Consider the following 17,470-nt stretch of genomic DNA (forward strand, 5'->3'; position numbering starts at 1 on the left):
TGCATTATCACGTTACCAGATCGTCATGAGGATAGTGAATACCGGCTTCGTTTGCTACTCTAAATATATGATATTTAATTAAATAGCTGGGCTGTTTTTTCTGAAATTGAAGCTTTAAGCGAGTAATTTTTTTGCGATCCTCTCTATCGTATTCCAGTTTCGGGTGGTGATTTCCTGTCCAAATTCACGTTCAAGACGCTCCATTGCTTTAGGTGTTTTTACTTCGGAAAGATCTATAACGCTGAAAATAGCACGGTCGGTCTTAAGAAGAATTGTAAAGGATGCATCTGCGCTTTGCCACGGAAGCTCCAACGTTGACGTAACGTTTTTCTGAAGCAATGAAACATACCTACGTATCGATTTTGTAAGCGTTACCTTTTTGAAAGGTTCTAGAGCAATAAGTGCTGTTAGTTCATGTAGAGTGAATACAATTGTAGGGACAGAAAAATGAAAGATACGCTCTAAATGATCTGCGATTTGATGGGCGAGGGAAGCGGTAGGTTGGGTCGTGGCGGTAAAAATAATGTTACCTGAATTCAATACAGTGATTACATTCGTGCACCCTAATTGCTGTAATTCCTGTTTTAATTGTCCCATGGGAAGCTTGTGATGCCCACCTACATTTATACCTCTTAAAAATGCGACATAGGTTGAGGTAGTAATCATAGCTTTAGAATGTTGGATTCTTAAACCACCAAATGTACGTAAAGGTACCGTAGTTTCTAAAATAACATACAAGGGGTAATGAGCATATTAACTTCCTGCGAAAGGCGTTCCGAAGATACCTACAGCCAACTCGGCCCAAACTAATAGAAAAAGTCCGATGATCACAACTAGCATAAGGATGCGGTGTTTGGTTTGTGTAACCTTTCGCATCACGAGCTCACACAGCAATCCTGCACCCACCAAAAGTATGCCCATGATAAGAAAGTCGGTAGCCGACCAATTTACTTCGTCTGTAAACTGCATGGCAACCAATGGGATAAGTAAAAGCCCAACAATTACTACCAAGATGCTTATAAGTCTTTTGTTCTTCATGATAAAAAATTAAAAGTTTAAAAAGTACTTTGAAATACAAAGTAAATATACAATAAATTTAGATTTACTGTGACTTCTGAATAAAAAAAATTAACTATTTAGTGTAAATCTGTAGGCCAGGGACCGCTTTTAGTGACCCTGTAGATAGATTTTTTATTCGCTCCGGTAGTAGAGGGTTCATAGCGAAACAGGCCCATATGCCCGCCAAGCCATATGCGTCCTTTTTTATCTTCATAGATGTCTTGTACAGCGTTACTGGTGAGTCCGTGTTCTGTGCTGTAGTTCCTAAATTGTGTGCCGTCATACCGATACACACCAAATCCTTCAGCAGGAAACCAAATGTTCTTTTTACTGTCTTCAAATAGACTCCAAACTTCATTTCCCTGTATGACGCCTGTTTCAGTAAAGTTTATGAATGCCTTTTGCCCGGGAGTGCGTAGTTCAGTGGGGGTGAAGCGACTTACCCCTTTATGGTGGGTGGCAAACCAAATGTTTCCGAAGCTATCCTCCAACAGATCATTTACGATATTATTAGCAAGTCCATCCTTTTTTGAGAGATTGGTCAACGTTGTGCCGTCATATACAAAGGCACCCTTATTAGTAGCAAACCACATGTTACCAGAACGATCCTGCATGATGTCATGAACCAACTTGGTGCTGCTCACCCCACGAGTGTGATCTACAGGTGTTTCAGGAAGTGTAAAAGAACTGAAACCATCACCGTTGAAAATGCTCACGCCCCCATAGGTGCCTATCCAAAGTAGTCCTGCGGCATCGATTTTTAGCGTCCATATATCATTGTGTGCTAATCCGTCCTGCGTTGTAAAATTTTTGAACGATGTACCATCAAATTGCGTAAGACCGCTATCGGTGCCAAACCATAGGTTGCCTAAGGTATCTTCTACAATTCCTCGTACCGCTACGCCACCAAAACCTTCGTTTATAGAAAATTGTTCGATCGTTGTACCGTTGTACCGAATCACACCGTCGCCATTGGTGCCAAACCATAAGTTACCATTTCCATCTTGGAAGATTCGACGTACGAACATACTTAATGGTGGCGCTTCGTAGGTAGAAGGCTGCAATAATTGGAGATCGTAATTGGTGGTGGACGTATCTATGTCTTGTTGAATAGTACGCTGTGTATTGGGTACTGGATCAGACTGTTTCTTAGGCGGAGCAGTACATGAAACACTAAACACTATTAGTAGTGTCCAAATAAAAAAGTGATGTCCTACAAAAGGGGTGTGTTGTTTCATAAAGTAATTCATTTGCCAGTGTTGTGTTACTATTTTTAACTGCTCATGAATGGTTTCCGAGGTAAATAGTGCGTTTTAAAACTAATCGAAAACCAATTCTTCATAAATAAACATATCTGATATCGATTCCACATTGCCTAAATATTCCTTGCCTCGTAACCTTTTTACTGTATGTGCATCGAGCGCTTCATCGGGATAAGCTGTAATTAGTTGTTGAAGGGATTCTTGCTCCAGTTCATCCTCGATCGGGTGTAGCCAATGGTCTTCTAGTTCGATAGGTAAGATGACCGGCATTCGTGGTCCTTTTAATTTCGGATTGTTATGTATTTTTTCCATTGTCTTATTGCCGGCAGTGGTTACAATAGAAAATGTCTTCAGTACCCCACCTGTTTCTTCGTCTTGCCATTCGCTCCAAAGTCCTGCAAGTGCTAAGGGTTCTTCGTCTTTGCGAAAAATGTAGAAAGGATAGGTCTTTCCATTGTAGTGATGATGTTCGTAAAATCCGTCCACATAAACTATACAGCGATGATTCTTGGCCGATTCGCGAAACGAAGGCTTATCGAAAATTGTCTCTCCTCTGGCATTTAATGTATTATTCCATAACTTTTTTCGCTGTTCGTTGTCTCGCACCCAATGTGGAACCAATCCCCAAGAGGCAACTTCGGGAAAAGCAGGGGAGCGGTTCGTATAGATCAATAGCTCCGGATGATCAAAACCGGAAGTATGATGAATAGGCAGATCGGTTAATGGCGCTAATTTTTCGATGATCTCTTCAATGGCTTGAAGGTCGTTCTTTCGTCTCGCTCTGTTTAATTGAGCTTCTAAACTTGCTTTAATATCGTAGCACACGGTATTCTATTTTGGCTATTTCAGTAAGGGTGATCGCAATTGCGAGGAATTGTTCTGAGGTTAGCAACTAAAGATACATTTTTCCGAAGAAACAAAAATTCAACAATCGAACTTTTGGGTATTAAAATTGGGGTTAGATTGCTCCAAGCATCCAAAACGCTGTCGATATCTTTTAATCTTTAAAATAATGCCGATTCCCATTTGGCGTTGTTCTACTAACCCTTGCCTCGTTGTTCGCAGCATATTCCAGTACCCACAATGTGCCATCGGGAGTAAACATGCCGCCAGAAACCGACCAACCGTCTTGAGCCGTGTACACAGTAGATTTATTACCGGCTGTATCTATCTTTATCACCTTTCTGGCACCAAACAAGGCTACATAAAGCTGTTGATCACGATCGGTCCAAATGCCATAGGCATAATGATGATCTCCCACCGATTGAAAAACTGCTCCCTTTTGTTTCAAATTCGCATCCACTGTAGATACAAGGCCGGTAGGGGATATTTTTTTAAGTTGAAGACGGTCGATCACGTATATGTTTTTATCGTCTTCGGAAAAGTACATCCAACGAATATCTTCAAACTTATGGTCGCTTAACACCAACTGTTTTCCATCGGAATCTTCTTTCATTAGGATATCATGCCCGTTTTGTTCTTCGGAAAAATAGGATGCACCGGTAGCATCACGAACTAACGTGGTATTTGAAAGGAAGCCTTCTACAGTAGGGATACTTACTTCTAACTTTCCATTAATAGGTAAACACCACACATAGTTATACCATCGATCTGAAGCGCCGCCTTCATACCATTCATGTTCACCATATAACGTATCATCGGCATCTATATAAAGTTCATGTGTATGTACATTTTCTACCGCAATAGAGACCTCACCATTTGGAGTGATCTTCCAAACGTGATTCAGATCTGTGTAATATACCGTGCCATGACTGTTGGCAACAATGCCAATGCCCGGGTGAGCTGTAACCGTAGCTGCGAATAACAGCAAGCCAATAATTGTAAGTTGTATTTTGAACATACGCTCTTTTTTTAGTATCTAGCTATTTAACTATACTATAAATAGGGTAGTTAATTATCTCGTTCTAGATCTTCTTATTTCCCATAAAATTTCTCAAAGGCATTATAAGCGGCTAAGTGCAACGCATCGCCGTGGGTTTTGTTCTGTAAAAAGTCAAAGAAAACCTCTGTGTGCTCTGCTCTTTCGAGCCGTAATTTTTTATAGAGTTCATTGGCGGTTCGTTCCATTACGGGTCCTTCCTTTCCTACGGCAACGTATATTTTTTTAGGGGATCGCGGCGATTTAGGTTCAATTTGTAGTAATTTCTCATCGTCCCACCACAAACTCGGACTCACAATAATGTAATGATCGAAGGTATCAGGAACTTTGAATAAAATTTCGGTGGCAACTAAACCTCCCAATGACTGCCCTATTATAGTGCTATGTTCTTCAGTTCGAAACGTAGCCTTTACAAATGGAATGACCTCATTTGTAAGGAACCTTATAAACGATTCGGATTTTCCGGAGGTAGGAAATTCTTCCTGGTCTAATTTATTCCGCGACGGATAGGTGAAATCTCTTTTTCGATCGGTATTTCCTATTCCCACGACTATCGACTCTGGCAGTAAATTGATCCAAGAAAAGGTTCCAAATTGCACAAGACCGCTAATATGAATGAAATCCTCGTCCTTAGAACCATCTAATAGATAAATGACCGGATAATTTTTCTGTGGTTGCTCTTTATAATTGGCAGGGAAATAAATATTGAGGGTTCGATTCTCGTTTAATACCGTCGAATTAATTGTATAGGTAGATCCAAGTACAAAATCGCTTTGGCTTACCACTTCCGGAAGTTTTTGTCCCAGTAAAGTGGGGAAGCTAAATAAACATAATACAACAAATACGCGGTCCGTTGTAACGAGTCGAGTGAACAATTGGACTATAGGAAGTTCTTGGATATGTGTAGGCATCATGCTTCTAATTCGGTGGTGATAATTTTTATGAGGTTCTGTATGTATTCAATAAGCTCTTTATGCATTCCGGCAATAAAGCTATTATTCATCATGGCGAGCCTGAGACCATTCTTGAATAATTCGTTATTGTGTTGCAATTGGGCATCGGCAATTAATTTAGAGTGCTCTGAGCTAGGAATGTCCTTATATCGTAATCGCTTCGGAAAACCATACGTTGGTGTGGTGAGGTCGAAAAATGCAAGGGCAGTTATGTTGTGTATGTTTACATCGTACAGGTATTCTTCGTATTCTCGTCTCATATGGTGCTCTCCCAAGGCAATATTGGCATATAACTTATCCAGCTCTAATAGACCGTTCTTAATAGAATCATTTTTAAGCAAGCTTAAATTTCCCGAGCTAATCAATTCCTTAAACGTGTTATTGGTAGGCACAAAAGCCTTCCAAATAAAAACAGTTTCATAGGTATCGGTATAGTCTTGAACTTCTTCGATCGTACTTGGAGCTTTCGAATATAACAAGGTAGCGCAATGATCGGCTCGCGTAAAATGAAAGGTTGCAAATTGCTCACTATTGCTAATTTCATTCTGTAAATCGGTTCTAAGATTTCTAAGGTATTTTAGTTCTTTGGCGCGTTCCTTTCTGTTTTCGTTCCAATTATTAATGGACAAGGCAATAAGGATTCCAACGACCACCAAAAAGATTTCTCCCACGGCATACGTCAGATATTTTGTAGTTTTGCCGTTGTGTATTAAACGATATCGAATGCTTCGGAAAAATTTGATCATGCGTCGAACATTTCGTTAAACCTGTAACACTTTTAGTACCTTAAAATTTTAATTACTTCGTCCTTTATATGAAGATAATACAAGCCGGAAGGGAAGCTTGACAGATCGATCTGCTTGTTCGCCCCCACTAGGGATCCGCTCGATACACCTACTCCTAACGATGAAAAAAGGTCGTATTCAACATCTTCGTGAATTGCTACGTTCACCATATTTTTTGTTGGATTCGGAAAGACGCCAATTGCGAGCACTTGATCATTAACATTTAAAAGTTCACATTCAAAATCTTGTTCTACTTTAGAGGCAGCCGGAGGATCAACCAAAAGGTCTTCGGTTAGCAAGCCGCAGTAACAGTTATTGTCTTCTACATAAAGGTTTAACCATGAAAGCGCAATTTGTCCCACTGCACCATTTCCGCCATTAGGACTATTTGCAACAGAATGATCACCGTTTGCAACTTCAAACAGCAGTTTATTCGTGGTTTCTGGAGTTATGTTATAGTGAATATCGGCATGTTGTCCGGGTTGAGCGACCGTATCGTTTTCACCGCTGAAAATTAATACCGGACTTTGGTGGTCGAGCTGCGGATCGATTAGAAACGGACATAAGGCCACGACCCCAGCAATGGTAGGGTCAATTACGGCTGCTCTTTGAGCACCACCACCTCCCATAGACCATCCGCTAACGGCCAATTGATCGAGATTAAGCGCCCCTTCTAGTGGAGACGAACTGCGCGTGTTTTCTTGTCGGATGGTTTCGAGCGCATCGAGTAGCGCAATCGCTCGAGCTTCCGGAAAATCGAATATGGAGTTAGTACCAATAATAATTGTCACGATACCGTGAGAGGCATAAAAAGGTCCCCATTCTTCTACACTGTCCGGAAGTGCGGTAAACCCGGGTACGATCGCAATACTAGCAAATGGTGGTGTTGCTTGTACAGGGTAATATATGGTGGCACCCGAATATTCAGGGCCATTACGTATTCCATCGGCTTCAGTTAGAGTTGCCACTTCGTAAGGGCCGGGGTTCGATAGGCTCTCTACGGTAACTTCATCACATTGTGAATAACCGGCATTACTGAATACAGCGGTAAAAAAAAGTAGAAGTAAAGACAAGTAAAATTGTTTCATCTAAAAGAAATAAATAGGATTAAAGTGATAAAATTTAAACACAACCGAAATCAAATACCTTTATAATTTCATTGGCGAGTTGAAGGTACGATATTTTTTATTTTCGATGGGAATTGTTTTAACCGAACAAGCTGCATCTTACGGCTTTACAAAAAAAAATGAGTGCTTTTCCGAAGAAGACCCATATTCAGTGCTTCTTAATTCCCAAAACCAAATTTTCTAAATGTTAAGTTGATCTGAGGTTGTTTGTACTCCGGATTTAAAGGCAAGGCATGTTCGTACAATTCTTGGCAACCCTCACCCATGTTCAATAAACTGCCTTGGTGGAGTAACAATTCGTGTTCCTTTTGTGTGGCTTTTTCTCGCAAATTAAAAAGGCGTTCTTGGCCCAAACTCACAGAGGCGATCACATTCGTATCACCATAGGCTACCTAATCTGAGTGATAATCTACACCCGAATTACCATCGGGATAATAAAAGCATACACAGGTTTGAAATTGATGCCCCACGACGTTTTATACGCGTTCTTTTATGGTGTACATAGCTAACGACCACTCCGCATTGGAACCCCAAATAGCAGCGGGAAATCGCCCTTGGACAGCTAAGTTTTTATCAACGAACATGAATTTACCATAGCTTTCTTCATAGCATTCACCGTTCGACAATTCTAACGCAAATGGCTGGATTAGTTCTTTGTTATTAATTAGGTTTTGATAAAGCGCTTCGCTTTCGGTCTTGTTCAAGAACGATCTTAGATAATAAGCTTCACAATGTAGATCTAATTTCATAAGGGCTCCGTCAATTTGTACAACTTTTTAAAAGTAATTAAAATTAGGAACACCCATAGCTTTTATTCTTTGTTTAAGATCATGAGCGTAGGGGTGGTTAGCTTCACCGACTCTTTTTCAAGTATGATGTTTACCAAAAGGTCTCGCTGCAAATTGGAGGGTTCAGACCACACGACAAGATCAGTTTTCTCAGAAATATTCTGAATGAGTTGTATTGAGGATGTCTTTTCCTTAGCAATCGTTTTATAGTTGTGAATCGTGACCCCTACTAAGCCAAATTGTTTTTCAATGGCTCGTTTTAGTGATTCTTCACTGGATGTGTCCTCATCATTTTTCAGAAATAAATACACAAAAATTTTAATCGACTTGTTCGTTTGAAGAGTGTATAAGATCGTACTTAGCTTCCTGTTTATCTGCGTCACGTGGAATATTGGGATTGCTATTTGGTTTAATTCTGAAAGTGGTTTTAGGGTTAAGATAAACTGTAGATCGGCTTCGTCGATAAATTGTATTAGTTGTGATTCCATGGTATCACTAAAGATCAATTTAGTATCGAAATTAATCTGTGAATCTTCTAATTGACTTCGAATTTTAGCAAGTTTGGCTTCGGCTTCTTCCCCAAATTCTTCTTCCGATTGTTCCGCTTGAGTTTGCTCCGGAATCTCTTTAAACCCCAGTAACAATAAATTAGAATCAGGTAAGGCTTCTAAAATTGCCTTTGGCGCTTCTTTCTTTTCTTCAGAAATAGCCACTGGAATCAATACGTTCGGATTAAAAAAGGCAGCGTCTATATGTGGTGGCTTGGGCGTATTTAGTTTGAGATCTTTTCTCCTTACAAAAATGAGGTAATAGACAATGGCAAAAAACAATACAGCTATGCTTATTAGAATGGATTCTTTTTGCATAAAGCCGGCTAAGGTCAAACAACTAAGGGCACCAATTGTCGCTACCCATTTCGCTGCAGGAATTCGGAATGAGGGAATGTACCATGCCGGATTTTTAGTCCTAAGTTTGAGGACAGAAAAACAAATGCCGGCGTAAATAATTAAATGTAAAAAGGACGCGACCTCTGCAAAAACTTCCAAACTACTCTTGAACAACAAAACAGCCACTGGAACCGTAATGAATATTAGAGCAATGTGAGGCGTACCGAATCGTGTATTGATCTTGCTGGTACTCTTGCTAATTACACGGTCTTTACTAAGCGCAAACACACCTCTTGAAGCACTAATAATCGAAGCATTGGCACTGGAAAGTGCTGCTAGTAAACCGGCGAATAGGACGATGATATTTCCCCAATTCCCCACTATTTTACGAGCTACTTCTATAGTAGCGGTTTCGCCAAACTGCTTTAACTCTTCCTGCGAAAAGGTTAACACGCAGACGGTCATAATAAATATATATAAGCCCATTGCTATCAGAACGCTACCAATCAAGGATCGCGATAAGTTCTTACTCGGTTTTTTAATTTCTGCTCCAATATTCGCGATTTGAACAAACCCTAAATAAGAAGTAAAAATCAAGGCTGTAGTTGTAAAGATAGAGAGCGTGCCGGCGGGTGCTAATTCGGAAATTGGCGAAGTTTTATTTTTTACCTCAAAATAGTCGATTATCCCATAGCTAAAAATTAGCACCAAGATTATTGTAAGTGTGATCACCATCATGTTTTGAAACCGACTTACTTTCTTTGTTCCAATAATGTTGATAATAAGTAGGACAACAACAAAACAAAAGGAGATGAGCTTTGCATTCGTATCCCAGCCAATATTTAAATCTTGTAAAAATGTTAATGCATATTTACCGAAGGTAACAAGATAGAAAGCACAGGCAAAGATCAATCCTACCCATTGGGAGATCCCGGTAATCGTACCCCAAAATGTACCAAAGGACCTTGAAATAAAAAAATAGCCACCACCACTTTGCGGCATAGCTGTAGCTAATTCGGCGGTGCAGGCCGCGGTAAGTAACGCGATGATCCCGCCAATTAAAAATGAAATTATGGCCGCAAAACCTGCATAACCTCCGGCCAATCCCGGAAAAACGAAAATACCTGCTCCCAACATAGCTCCCAACCCGATGGAAGTAGCCGGCATTAATCCTATCGTCCTTTTTAATTTGTTCGAGTCCAAGTTACACCGATTGTCTTTACACTATAGTATACTAAATTTGTTAGAATTTTCTAGTTCAATTTTCAATTATTCTACATACATATTCACTTGATAGTGGGGTAGGAGCGCGATGCGCTTATTCGTATTTGTTCAGTAGCCCAAAGTCGAACGGCGTCCAAAGACATGCTTTTAAACCACTTTCTTTGAAGCCGGTATTTACCCAGCTATTGCAAGTATTAAAACAGGTGTAGTTGCCTTTGGCCTTGTAAAAATCATCGGTTGCTGTATACCCCATATCCTCCAAGATTATTTTTTCACCCTGTTCGTTCGTTTGAAAAGTGTTTAACAGATACAAACTCAATTGTTCAAACTCTGATTCGCTCACTTCAATTTGTACCCAATTGTGCCGTTTTTCTTGGTACCGCGTTATATGAAGTAAGGTTGGACTTTTTAAGAACATGGCTTTGAACGCATTGTTTATGGTTAGATCGCTCCAGGTTGGTGTGTTGATATAAAAATTTTCATCGCCCCAGCCAAAGCCCAGATATACATCATTTTCTTTGTGTTTTAGGTTGGATAACAGAAGAGTATCCATTTGAGCGATTGGTACAATAATGTTTAAATGAACACCATTGGTATGCAAGTAGATGGTTTTCTCGTAATTCTTCTTTTCCAATTCGCGATCGATCGTAATTGCAGATAATAGTAAAGAAATGAGCACATACGCTACCGGAATGGATAGGATGTAGCAGATCCACTTCATTACGTTCTTTACTAGTTTCATACGATCGAGTTGTTTTTAGGTGGGTTATTTTAGTATTGAATTATGGAGCTTAATTTTTTCTAATGCTTCGGAAGAATTTGATCATCACATTGAAGTAACGGTTCGATTTGAAACAGCATTGTTGTTAGAAGCTGTTTGCGTTTGGTCCAGTTCAGTATGAATTAAGCGGATAATAGACTGAATCTCGTTGTGTAAGTTTTTTCGATAACCCAGGGCTTCATTGGTAAGCACCGATTTAATGCCCATTAGATTTCGCACCTTGGGTTTGTTCATGATTTCTACATAATTATTCGACGGACCTAACGAAATGTTATAATCGGGCAATTTAAATTTAAGTAGGTGAAGAAAGTTCACTTCTTCCACACAGATCTCATCAATCCTAATTTGATGCACGTTCATCCTGTCGAGAATAAGTCGGTCGAGATTAATGATATTTGCATTTAAAACACTGAGTCGGTCTCGAATTATCGGGTTTTTAATAATTGCAATTTTACCTGCATTTTTGAGGTCTGAGTAGGTGTTGATCACCGGTACCTGAATTTCAAAATCCCAAAATGCTTTGTTGAAATATTCGATGGTTTTTGCCTCATCTTTTAAAATAGGGTGAATGGAATCGGTATTAAGGATGGTTTCTATAATGTCTAAATACTTTTGTTCGCTTGCAATATAGGTTGACGAATAAGCCTCTGCCGCTTTTAGATCTTCGAGCAAATTAGCGAGAATAGAAGCTTCGACCTTTCGTTCTTTTCTGGCTTCATTCCAGTTGTTGATCTGTAGTGCGATAAGGATTCCAATTACAACGAGTGCAATCTCTCCAATCGCATATAGGAGATATTTACTGAACCTACCTGCCGGAACGGAGGATTTGTTTTCAGAAATTAATTTCTGTCTAATTCTTCGGAAAAATTTGATCACAGAAGATACGTTTTTCTAAAGATATGACTTTTAATTAATTGATGCTTTAGAATATTGAAGTCAACACTAAAATTGTTGCCATTCCTTTGGAGCTTATTCCTTACCCTGCAGATCGGTAAGTTTTGAAAACGTATGGAGACGGCTATTTTCGCTTTGCGTATAGATCTCGAATCGGGTGAACTGATCTTTCCACACAGCGCTGCCATTTTTATTTTTATACGCCCCTAAATACTTATATTCTTTAATAAGTGAGTCGGTATTAATACCGGGTCCATACGCGAAAATTAAATGCGTTAGCTTCCCTGCACGATCGGGTATGAGCTCTATCGTTTCTGCGCCACCAAAAACATTGTCTTTTAAGAAATACCTGTTATCCTTGCCTATCGTTAGATGTTGCAAGTTGGAAAGCTCGTCACCAAGTTCAATTTTTCCGAAGCGATACAGATCGATATATCTAAAAATATTTTGCTGAGTCGAATCCTTGTTCGCTCCACAGTTTATAAGAAACAAGGCGCAAAAAAGCAGTAATGCTATTGGAGCGGTTTTCATCGTTGTTCGATTTATGATGCCGGTTTAAAGTAGTGGCATTCTTTCAATTCGTTCGTTTCGGCTAATGCTGTAAAATTTGTGGAGTGTGCGTATATATTAGCTTCATCTGCATGAGGCGCATACAATGAAATTGCCTTCCAGTCTCCGCTATAACCGTTTGCATTAAAATGAGAGATCCAATTTTCGGCAGTGATCAACGATAGGTCGTGCTGAAGTTTTTCTCGATCAAATTGAAAAGGTAATTTTAAATACGTGGTGGGTGTAGGCATCTGTTTTCTTCGGAATGCTAATGTAATAAAAGCGCAAGGGTTGCTATTGTAAAAAACTCATTAGTTGCCCATTCCCATGTTACTCATTTCATCCAGACTTTGTATTTCGACACCATCCGGGATGTTTATCTTGTAGTTTGACATGTCGACATTTTCTTTAAAATCAATGCAGGTGTACGTGATGGTTAGTCCTTCTTGCATCTTCAAAATCATTTCTAGGCAAAGTCCCGGGACCTGATTTGGCATTTGTTTTACGCCTTCCGGACGTTTAAAGTCTTCTGTATACCAATACTCCGACTTGTTTCCTTCTTCATCTGTGATTATTGCTTTTTTACAGGTAATTCCATTTATTTTTTTGGTCTGATCGATAAGCTGAATATCCATTTCCGGCTCGTCTTGATCGTCATCAAGTTCATCTGGGTTTCCTCTAAAAGCCATATCACCTATCATACCGGACATATACATGGTCATTACATTCGTTTTAACGTCCATAGACATTTCCATGTTCATCATAGCGCCCATAGTTGTTCTAACCCAAGATCTATCTTTGTTCATGGCTAGCTCCATAGTACTGCCAGTCATCATCATTTCCATCATTTCGTTTTCTTCATTACCACCAGATATTTGAGTTTCGTACTTTATGTATAGTCCGTCTTGTGCTGAGACCGTTATGGTAAAGAAAAGGATTGCTGCTAAATTGAAAAGTAATTTCATCATATTGTGGTTTAGTTACGTTGAATCAAGTCTAAAGTACAATAATTATTCAAATTTGAAATGTGATTGCAGGTTTAGATTTTTGGTTTTCTGCCATTATTTCGAGAAATTGGCTTACGACGGCTTGCTTACTAATTAGTTTAGATCCATTCGGTCTGGTACTCCAAGTCGATTGGTTGATAGTTTTTATATTGAACAATTCTTGGCGTATCCGATGTGTTTGGGCTACTTCCATGTGGTAAAATTCGGTGCCAATTCCTAACGCATTAAAAACACCGTTTATGTATTTCCATTCTATTTTTGTTACTTCGGAATGATTGTTTCTTAGCTGTTGATAGTACTTCCAAATCGATTTTAAGTAATAAATGCCAATCCTACCACAGTCTGTGCTTTGTATTTCGCTATGATTTGTCATTATCAGATTGGTTTGGCTTTAATACACTAATTTATTCTCTCTAATCGGCCTTTTCTTTTCACTATATTTTTATAATCCCATTGTATTTCTTTAGACTTTAGCAACCATCTTGTTACTTCAGATTCTTGTACTTCCTCAATATTGTTATAGAAAATAGAAGCATCCTTAAATTTTTCTCCTTTGACATTCAGGCTTGCTTCGTTAAAGTCTGCACCACTCCAAAACATCAGCCTAATTCCTTTTTTCTGTTTGCTGTAACCTACAATTGGATTGTCGTCTAGAAACCAAACCGGATGTGAATGCCAGATCTTACTCGTAGCTTCGGGTAATTCTGCGATGATCAATGTTGCGAGCAAGTCGCAAATTTGTTGGTCAAGTGGGGATAAGGTTTTATGATAGTTTTGAATTTCCTGCTTCATATACCATTGTATTTCAACTAGCTTACGTTTTAAAATTATAGCTCTTACGGTCGACCGTAGCGAACCATTGTAGAATACAATGTACATATTCTTCCGAAGAAAAGAAGGATAGACAGAAAACTAATGGATCCTCCTACAACTTTCAGTTCGGAATTTTAAGGCTTTCGATGGTCGCCATGAATCTTTGATAATTTAATTGCGACCAAAACATATTATATAGAAATAGGCCAACAACACATTTAGATTTTTTCAGCAAAATCTAAAAAGACTTTCTTATGTAGTTCAAGGTCCATATTGGGTGAAAGTGCTACACGGGCGATATAGTCCTTGTCACTTTCTTTCGTAGTTCCTTGGGTGGATGTGGCAGGGATGGTCCAGTAACATCCTTGTAATTGCCCATAGCTTACACAATGTTTGCTTTCGTTTGGGATTTCTGTAATCATTAGATTGATCAACTTATGATTTAAGTTTCTTTTATATAATTCCCGTTCTTCATCGGTTTTCCCTTTCGTGGGCAGATCCAGTGAAAACACTGAAGGAGTAAATCCTTGTGCTGCCAAGGCGTCTGAAACGAAATTTATCTTTGCCTCCGGCAAGGTTGCTTTGATAAAGTTTACGAACTCTCGCGTATTCTCATAAGCATCTTGAATTCTCTGGTTCATAGACGGTAATTGTTCTGCCAATATTTTCAATTGGAGGTCGGTCGCTTCATTATCACACAGCCTAAGATGTAATGCTATTTTTTCCATTAAGCCTTCTGCTTTTTTACTGGCAACACTATATCCAGCGGTACATCTTCCGCCGCTTGGAAATTTGGATCCACTTACATAGGCAATGGTTTTCACCGATGATAAAATTTCACCTTCCCCTAAAAAGTGTACGTTAGGACAAAATGTTTGATCTAATATAAAAACGGGTTCGATAGCGTGTTCACCGGTCGGCGTTGAACGTACTTTGCCTAAAACCTCTTTTAACTTTATAAGATCTGGAACCTCGACCCTTGGGTTGGTTGGGATTTCGGCGATGATATAGGGGACGGCATCCTCATTTGCGATGCGATCTAAAATAGCATCAATACTTTGAACCATATCATGACCACCATCGACTGCCAGGTCGAGAACCTCAACATTTTCAATACCATCAGCAACGCGTCTTGCCTGATCATTAGTACCTCCATAGCAATTGGGAGGAACTACAATTTTTATAGCCTTTCCTTTATGATTTGTTACGGCATGGTGGATAAGTCCCATAACAATGGCATATTGCATCGAAAGGCCACTTGAAGCGACAAGAGCCTTTCCGTTTGAACCGGTTATTGTTTTAATAGCGTTTACTACGAGTGTTTTGTCGGTTTTGACAGTTGTTGATCGAGGAGCACTTGCCGACATCCCTGTTAGCTGTTGTAGGGCGATAAGCGTGTTATTTGGTGTCATCGCAATGCTCTCTCTTCGTCTTACATGCTGAATCGCTGAGATATAAGGATCGTTATGTTCGCCATTAATGGCTATAATACTTCCAAGGTCTCCATATAAACCAACAAAAAAGTCAATTTTGGTATTAAGAATTAAATCACCTATTTCATGCTGTTGTGAAATAAAGATGGTACTTCCATTAAACGCAGGGATTGCTTGTACATCTTCAATTTGTTTTAGGTCAAAATTATAACCATAAATACGTCGTACTAGATCAGCATCAAAAAATTCGGGTAATTGATCTATATAGACGATTTGGGTGTTTTTACCTTCTAATGCGTTTTTTCTTAGCACGGCTAGCAAAGGCATTGTCTTAGAGGAAAAACTGATTACATTTTCAGCTTTTAATTTATTTAATTTAGCAACTGCCCATTCAAGTATAGAGGATAAGGGATGGCCTAAGCGAATATAGTCGTAGGCCGTAGGCAACTCCTTAAGCGCAGATGTATTTGTGATGTTGTTATTATACAAATTTTCGAACTGCGATAAAAATTGACTTTTAGCCAAATTTTCATTATAAATATCTAGTCGATGGGTTGTTAGACGTAACCATTCATCTGGCATGTTTTCTACTATACCAGCAATAAATTTTAGTGTTTTGCTTTCTTCCATTTTTCTCGCCATTTAGTAAGTCGCAAATATATCGATTAGATACTTTAAAAATTATTATAAACGTTTTGGATTATGAGTAAATGGTTGGCCAATTAACTATATAGTGATAATGCGAGATTGGAGTAGGGGGGCTTTAAGTAGTTAAAAAGGTAGTTTTGAAAGCGTTCTCATTCGATTAAACTGTTAGCTGCATTTATTTTTACGCATTGGTGTTTTGTTTGCTCTTAGGTTAACTTTTCTTCCAGCTAATAAATATGAGAAAGTTACTAATCCCAATGTATAATTGTTGCAGGACACCAATCACAAGTAATAGCTTTAGCCATGGAATGTAACCTAATGCTGCCACAATATGGAGTATTATCAATGTAGGACCCACAATTATATCCATAATATCTTTAAGCCCTTGAGGTTTAGGTTTAATTTTATATTTAATTGCGGTATAAATGATCGATCCAAAGTTTACTAGGTGCATTAATCCAATACCCAAGTTCGCTAATCTCCAAGTTAGCCAATTATCTTGAGATTCAATACTAATTATTTGTGGTAATAAGGAGCCAATCAAAGCTGTTAAGGTAGTAGTAACTAACGCTTGAAATCGAATTTTTTCAAAATTATTCCATTCATTCGAACTGTGTTTTAAGGCAACAACAACTCCCGTAAAACCTAAAGTTCCCAAAGCTATTTGAGCCAGCGTATTTAATAATTCTGAATGTTCCATGACGTTGTTTATGACTAGCAACTCGCTTATAAAACGCTCGCGTTTTGTGTGAGGTTAGCTAATTGTTTCGAATTCTGAAGTTTTGATTGGAGGATAACCGATTCCATAACTCGACAGAGCTGCTATGACCCCTACCCGTTGTTAGCAGCTGGCTATTTTTTCCAAACAGGACTTTCATTTCGACCGTCGGTTTTCGTTAATTGAATCCGTTCTTTGGACTTAAGATTTATTTTCCAAATGTTGTAGTTCCCTTTACGACCAGCTGTATAAACAAGCCATTCTCCATCTGGCGACCAAGACGGTGAATAGCACTCGATTATATCATTAGTCAGGTTGTACAAGTTGGTTCCATCTCTATCCATTAAATACACATCCCATTGGTTGCTCTCATTGCTACCATAAAAAGCAATTTGTTTCCCATAGGGTGAAAATTTCGCGCCAGAATCGTATCCAGCTTTGTTTGTTAGTCTTCTTTCATTGTTACCATCTGAGTTAATCATAAAATTTCTCCAATGGCATACAGTAGATATTTGCTGAATTTGTTTTCAGAAATTAATCTCTGTCGGATTTTTTGGAAAAATTTAATCACAAGCTATTAGATTTTCTAAAGATATGATATTTAATTTATTAGAATTCCGAAGTAATGAAGCATAACGGTCT

At 38.9% G+C, this 17,470-nt stretch carries 21 protein-coding genes; all 21 read right to left on the reverse strand.

What is annotated here, in order from left to right; translation table 11 throughout:
* Nucleotides 1-114 precede the first annotated feature (114 nt).
* The 21 genes from DWA30_RS02995 to DWA30_RS03095 all read right to left on the reverse strand — a co-directional run bounded on the left by DWA30_RS02995 (nucleotide 115) and on the right by DWA30_RS03095 (nucleotide 17,310).
* On the reverse strand, nucleotides 115-666 hold the full coding sequence (locus DWA30_RS02995) for a DUF1697 domain-containing protein (protein WP_114491044.1): 552 nt from the start codon (nucleotides 664-666) through the stop codon (nucleotides 115-117).
* An 87-nt stretch (nucleotides 667-753) separates the two neighbouring features.
* Nucleotides 754-1,038: a hypothetical protein gene (locus DWA30_RS03000; protein WP_114491045.1), complete on the reverse strand. Its 285-nt coding sequence runs from the start codon at nucleotides 1,036-1,038 to the stop codon at nucleotides 754-756.
* A 98-nt stretch (nucleotides 1,039-1,136) separates the two neighbouring features.
* Nucleotides 1,137-2,297 (reverse strand): ligand-binding sensor domain-containing protein, encoded by a 1,161-nt coding sequence (locus tag DWA30_RS03005; RefSeq protein ID WP_168421724.1) that lies wholly within the window; start codon nucleotides 2,295-2,297, stop codon nucleotides 1,137-1,139.
* A gap of 81 nt (nucleotides 2,298-2,378) precedes the next feature.
* Nucleotides 2,379-3,146, reverse strand: coding sequence for an SOS response-associated peptidase (locus DWA30_RS03010; RefSeq protein ID WP_114491047.1), 768 nt, complete (start codon nucleotides 3,144-3,146; stop codon nucleotides 2,379-2,381).
* A 172-nt stretch (nucleotides 3,147-3,318) separates the two neighbouring features.
* A complete protein-coding gene (locus tag DWA30_RS03015) occupies nucleotides 3,319-4,182 on the reverse strand; it encodes an NHL repeat-containing protein (RefSeq protein ID WP_114491048.1) in 864 nt (287 codons plus the stop codon).
* 74 nt (nucleotides 4,183-4,256) lie between these two features.
* Nucleotides 4,257-5,135: an alpha/beta hydrolase gene (locus tag DWA30_RS03020; RefSeq protein ID WP_245933851.1), complete on the reverse strand. Its 879-nt coding sequence runs from the start codon at nucleotides 5,133-5,135 to the stop codon at nucleotides 4,257-4,259.
* Nucleotides 5,132-5,920: a DUF6090 family protein gene (locus tag DWA30_RS03025; protein WP_114491049.1), complete on the reverse strand. Its 789-nt coding sequence runs from the start codon at nucleotides 5,918-5,920 to the stop codon at nucleotides 5,132-5,134. The genes DWA30_RS03020 and DWA30_RS03025 overlap by 4 nt, the downstream gene beginning before the upstream one ends.
* A 32-nt stretch (nucleotides 5,921-5,952) precedes the next feature.
* The gene (locus DWA30_RS03030; protein ID WP_114491050.1) at nucleotides 5,953-7,047 is read right to left on the reverse strand and encodes a poly(ethylene terephthalate) hydrolase family protein; all 1,095 of its coding nucleotides are present in this window, start codon (nucleotides 7,045-7,047) and stop codon (nucleotides 5,953-5,955) included.
* Between the two features lie 197 nt (nucleotides 7,048-7,244).
* On the reverse strand, nucleotides 7,245-7,457 hold the full coding sequence (locus DWA30_RS03035) for an alpha-ketoglutarate-dependent dioxygenase AlkB (RefSeq protein WP_114491051.1): 213 nt from the start codon (nucleotides 7,455-7,457) through the stop codon (nucleotides 7,245-7,247).
* A 105-nt stretch (nucleotides 7,458-7,562) separates the two neighbouring features.
* Nucleotides 7,563-7,835, reverse strand: coding sequence for a hypothetical protein (locus tag DWA30_RS03040; protein WP_114491052.1), 273 nt, complete (start codon nucleotides 7,833-7,835; stop codon nucleotides 7,563-7,565).
* Between the two features lie 62 nt (nucleotides 7,836-7,897).
* On the reverse strand, nucleotides 7,898-9,964 hold the full coding sequence (locus DWA30_RS03045) for an APC family permease (protein WP_136073145.1): 2,067 nt from the start codon (nucleotides 9,962-9,964) through the stop codon (nucleotides 7,898-7,900).
* 115 nt (nucleotides 9,965-10,079) lie between these two features.
* Entirely contained in the window at nucleotides 10,080-10,727 is a 648-nt protein-coding gene (locus DWA30_RS03050; protein WP_114491054.1) for a DUF2459 domain-containing protein, read from the reverse strand.
* An 84-nt stretch (nucleotides 10,728-10,811) separates the two neighbouring features.
* Complete coding sequence (locus DWA30_RS03055; protein WP_114491055.1) at nucleotides 10,812-11,642, reverse strand: DUF6090 family protein; 831 nt, start codon at nucleotides 11,640-11,642, stop codon at nucleotides 10,812-10,814.
* 93 nt (nucleotides 11,643-11,735) lie between these two features.
* Entirely contained in the window at nucleotides 11,736-12,191 is a 456-nt protein-coding gene (locus DWA30_RS03060) for a hypothetical protein (protein ID WP_114491056.1), read from the reverse strand.
* An 11-nt stretch (nucleotides 12,192-12,202) separates the two neighbouring features.
* Nucleotides 12,203-12,460 carry a hypothetical protein gene (locus DWA30_RS03065; RefSeq protein WP_114491057.1) on the reverse strand — a complete coding sequence of 86 codons (258 nt, stop codon included), beginning with the start codon at nucleotides 12,458-12,460 and terminating at the stop codon, nucleotides 12,203-12,205.
* A 60-nt stretch (nucleotides 12,461-12,520) separates the two neighbouring features.
* A complete protein-coding gene (locus DWA30_RS03070; RefSeq protein ID WP_114491058.1) occupies nucleotides 12,521-13,177 on the reverse strand; it encodes a hypothetical protein in 657 nt (218 codons plus the stop codon).
* 46 nt (nucleotides 13,178-13,223) lie between these two features.
* Nucleotides 13,224-13,589: a hypothetical protein gene (locus DWA30_RS13260; protein WP_168421725.1), complete on the reverse strand. Its 366-nt coding sequence runs from the start codon at nucleotides 13,587-13,589 to the stop codon at nucleotides 13,224-13,226.
* Nucleotides 13,590-13,615: 26 nt separating this feature from the next.
* On the reverse strand, nucleotides 13,616-14,008 hold the full coding sequence (locus DWA30_RS03080; RefSeq protein ID WP_114491063.1) for a DUF1801 domain-containing protein: 393 nt from the start codon (nucleotides 14,006-14,008) through the stop codon (nucleotides 13,616-13,618).
* Nucleotides 14,009-14,247: 239 nt separating this feature from the next.
* Nucleotides 14,248-16,092 (reverse strand): PLP-dependent aminotransferase family protein, encoded by a 1,845-nt coding sequence (locus DWA30_RS03085; RefSeq protein WP_114491059.1) that lies wholly within the window; start codon nucleotides 16,090-16,092, stop codon nucleotides 14,248-14,250.
* Nucleotides 16,093-16,321: 229 nt separating this feature from the next.
* Nucleotides 16,322-16,810 carry a hypothetical protein gene (locus DWA30_RS03090; RefSeq protein WP_114491060.1) on the reverse strand — a complete coding sequence of 163 codons (489 nt, stop codon included), beginning with the start codon at nucleotides 16,808-16,810 and terminating at the stop codon, nucleotides 16,322-16,324.
* 152 nt (nucleotides 16,811-16,962) lie between these two features.
* The gene (locus tag DWA30_RS03095; RefSeq protein ID WP_114491061.1) at nucleotides 16,963-17,310 is read right to left on the reverse strand and encodes a TolB family protein; all 348 of its coding nucleotides are present in this window, start codon (nucleotides 17,308-17,310) and stop codon (nucleotides 16,963-16,965) included.
* Nucleotides 17,311-17,470 lie beyond the last annotated feature (160 nt).

The organism is Candidatus Ulvibacter alkanivorans (genome assembly GCF_003333325.1).
GTDB classification, from domain to species: Bacteria; Bacteroidota; Bacteroidia; order Flavobacteriales; family Flavobacteriaceae; genus Ulvibacter_A; species Ulvibacter_A alkanivorans.

Excerpts from the sequence above, each read along its gene's own strand:
- DWA30_RS02995 (WP_114491044.1), bottom strand. The coding sequence starts at position 666 with ATGATTACTACCTCAACCTATGTCGCATTTTTAAGAGGTATAAATGTA.
- DWA30_RS03000 (WP_114491045.1), bottom strand. The coding sequence starts at position 1,038 with ATGAAGAACAAAAGACTTATAAGCATCTTGGTAGTAATTGTTGGGCTT.
- DWA30_RS03005 (WP_168421724.1), bottom strand. The coding sequence starts at position 2,297 with ATGAAACAACACACCCCTTTTGTAGGACATCACTTTTTTATTTGGACA.
- DWA30_RS03015 (WP_114491048.1), bottom strand. The coding sequence starts at position 4,182 with ATGTTCAAAATACAACTTACAATTATTGGCTTGCTGTTATTCGCAGCT.
- DWA30_RS03020 (WP_245933851.1), bottom strand. The coding sequence starts at position 5,135 with ATGATGCCTACACATATCCAAGAACTTCCTATAGTCCAATTGTTCACT.
- DWA30_RS03025 (WP_114491049.1), bottom strand. The coding sequence starts at position 5,920 with ATGATCAAATTTTTCCGAAGCATTCGATATCGTTTAATACACAACGGC.
- DWA30_RS03030 (WP_114491050.1), bottom strand. The coding sequence starts at position 7,047 with ATGAAACAATTTTACTTGTCTTTACTTCTACTTTTTTTTACCGCTGTA.
- DWA30_RS03040 (WP_114491052.1), bottom strand. The coding sequence starts at position 7,835 with ATGAAATTAGATCTACATTGTGAAGCTTATTATCTAAGATCGTTCTTG.
- DWA30_RS03050 (WP_114491054.1), bottom strand. The coding sequence starts at position 10,727 with ATGAAACTAGTAAAGAACGTAATGAAGTGGATCTGCTACATCCTATCC.
- DWA30_RS03060 (WP_114491056.1), bottom strand. The coding sequence starts at position 12,191 with ATGAAAACCGCTCCAATAGCATTACTGCTTTTTTGCGCCTTGTTTCTT.
- DWA30_RS03065 (WP_114491057.1), bottom strand. The coding sequence starts at position 12,460 with ATGCCTACACCCACCACGTATTTAAAATTACCTTTTCAATTTGATCGA.
- DWA30_RS03070 (WP_114491058.1), bottom strand. The coding sequence starts at position 13,177 with ATGATGAAATTACTTTTCAATTTAGCAGCAATCCTTTTCTTTACCATA.
- DWA30_RS13260 (WP_168421725.1), bottom strand. The coding sequence starts at position 13,589 with ATGACAAATCATAGCGAAATACAAAGCACAGACTGTGGTAGGATTGGC.
- DWA30_RS03080 (WP_114491063.1), bottom strand. The coding sequence starts at position 14,008 with ATGAAGCAGGAAATTCAAAACTATCATAAAACCTTATCCCCACTTGAC.
- DWA30_RS03085 (WP_114491059.1), bottom strand. The coding sequence starts at position 16,092 with ATGGAAGAAAGCAAAACACTAAAATTTATTGCTGGTATAGTAGAAAAC.
- DWA30_RS03090 (WP_114491060.1), bottom strand. The coding sequence starts at position 16,810 with ATGGAACATTCAGAATTATTAAATACGCTGGCTCAAATAGCTTTGGGA.
- DWA30_RS03095 (WP_114491061.1), bottom strand. The coding sequence starts at position 17,310 with ATGATTAACTCAGATGGTAACAATGAAAGAAGACTAACAAACAAAGCT.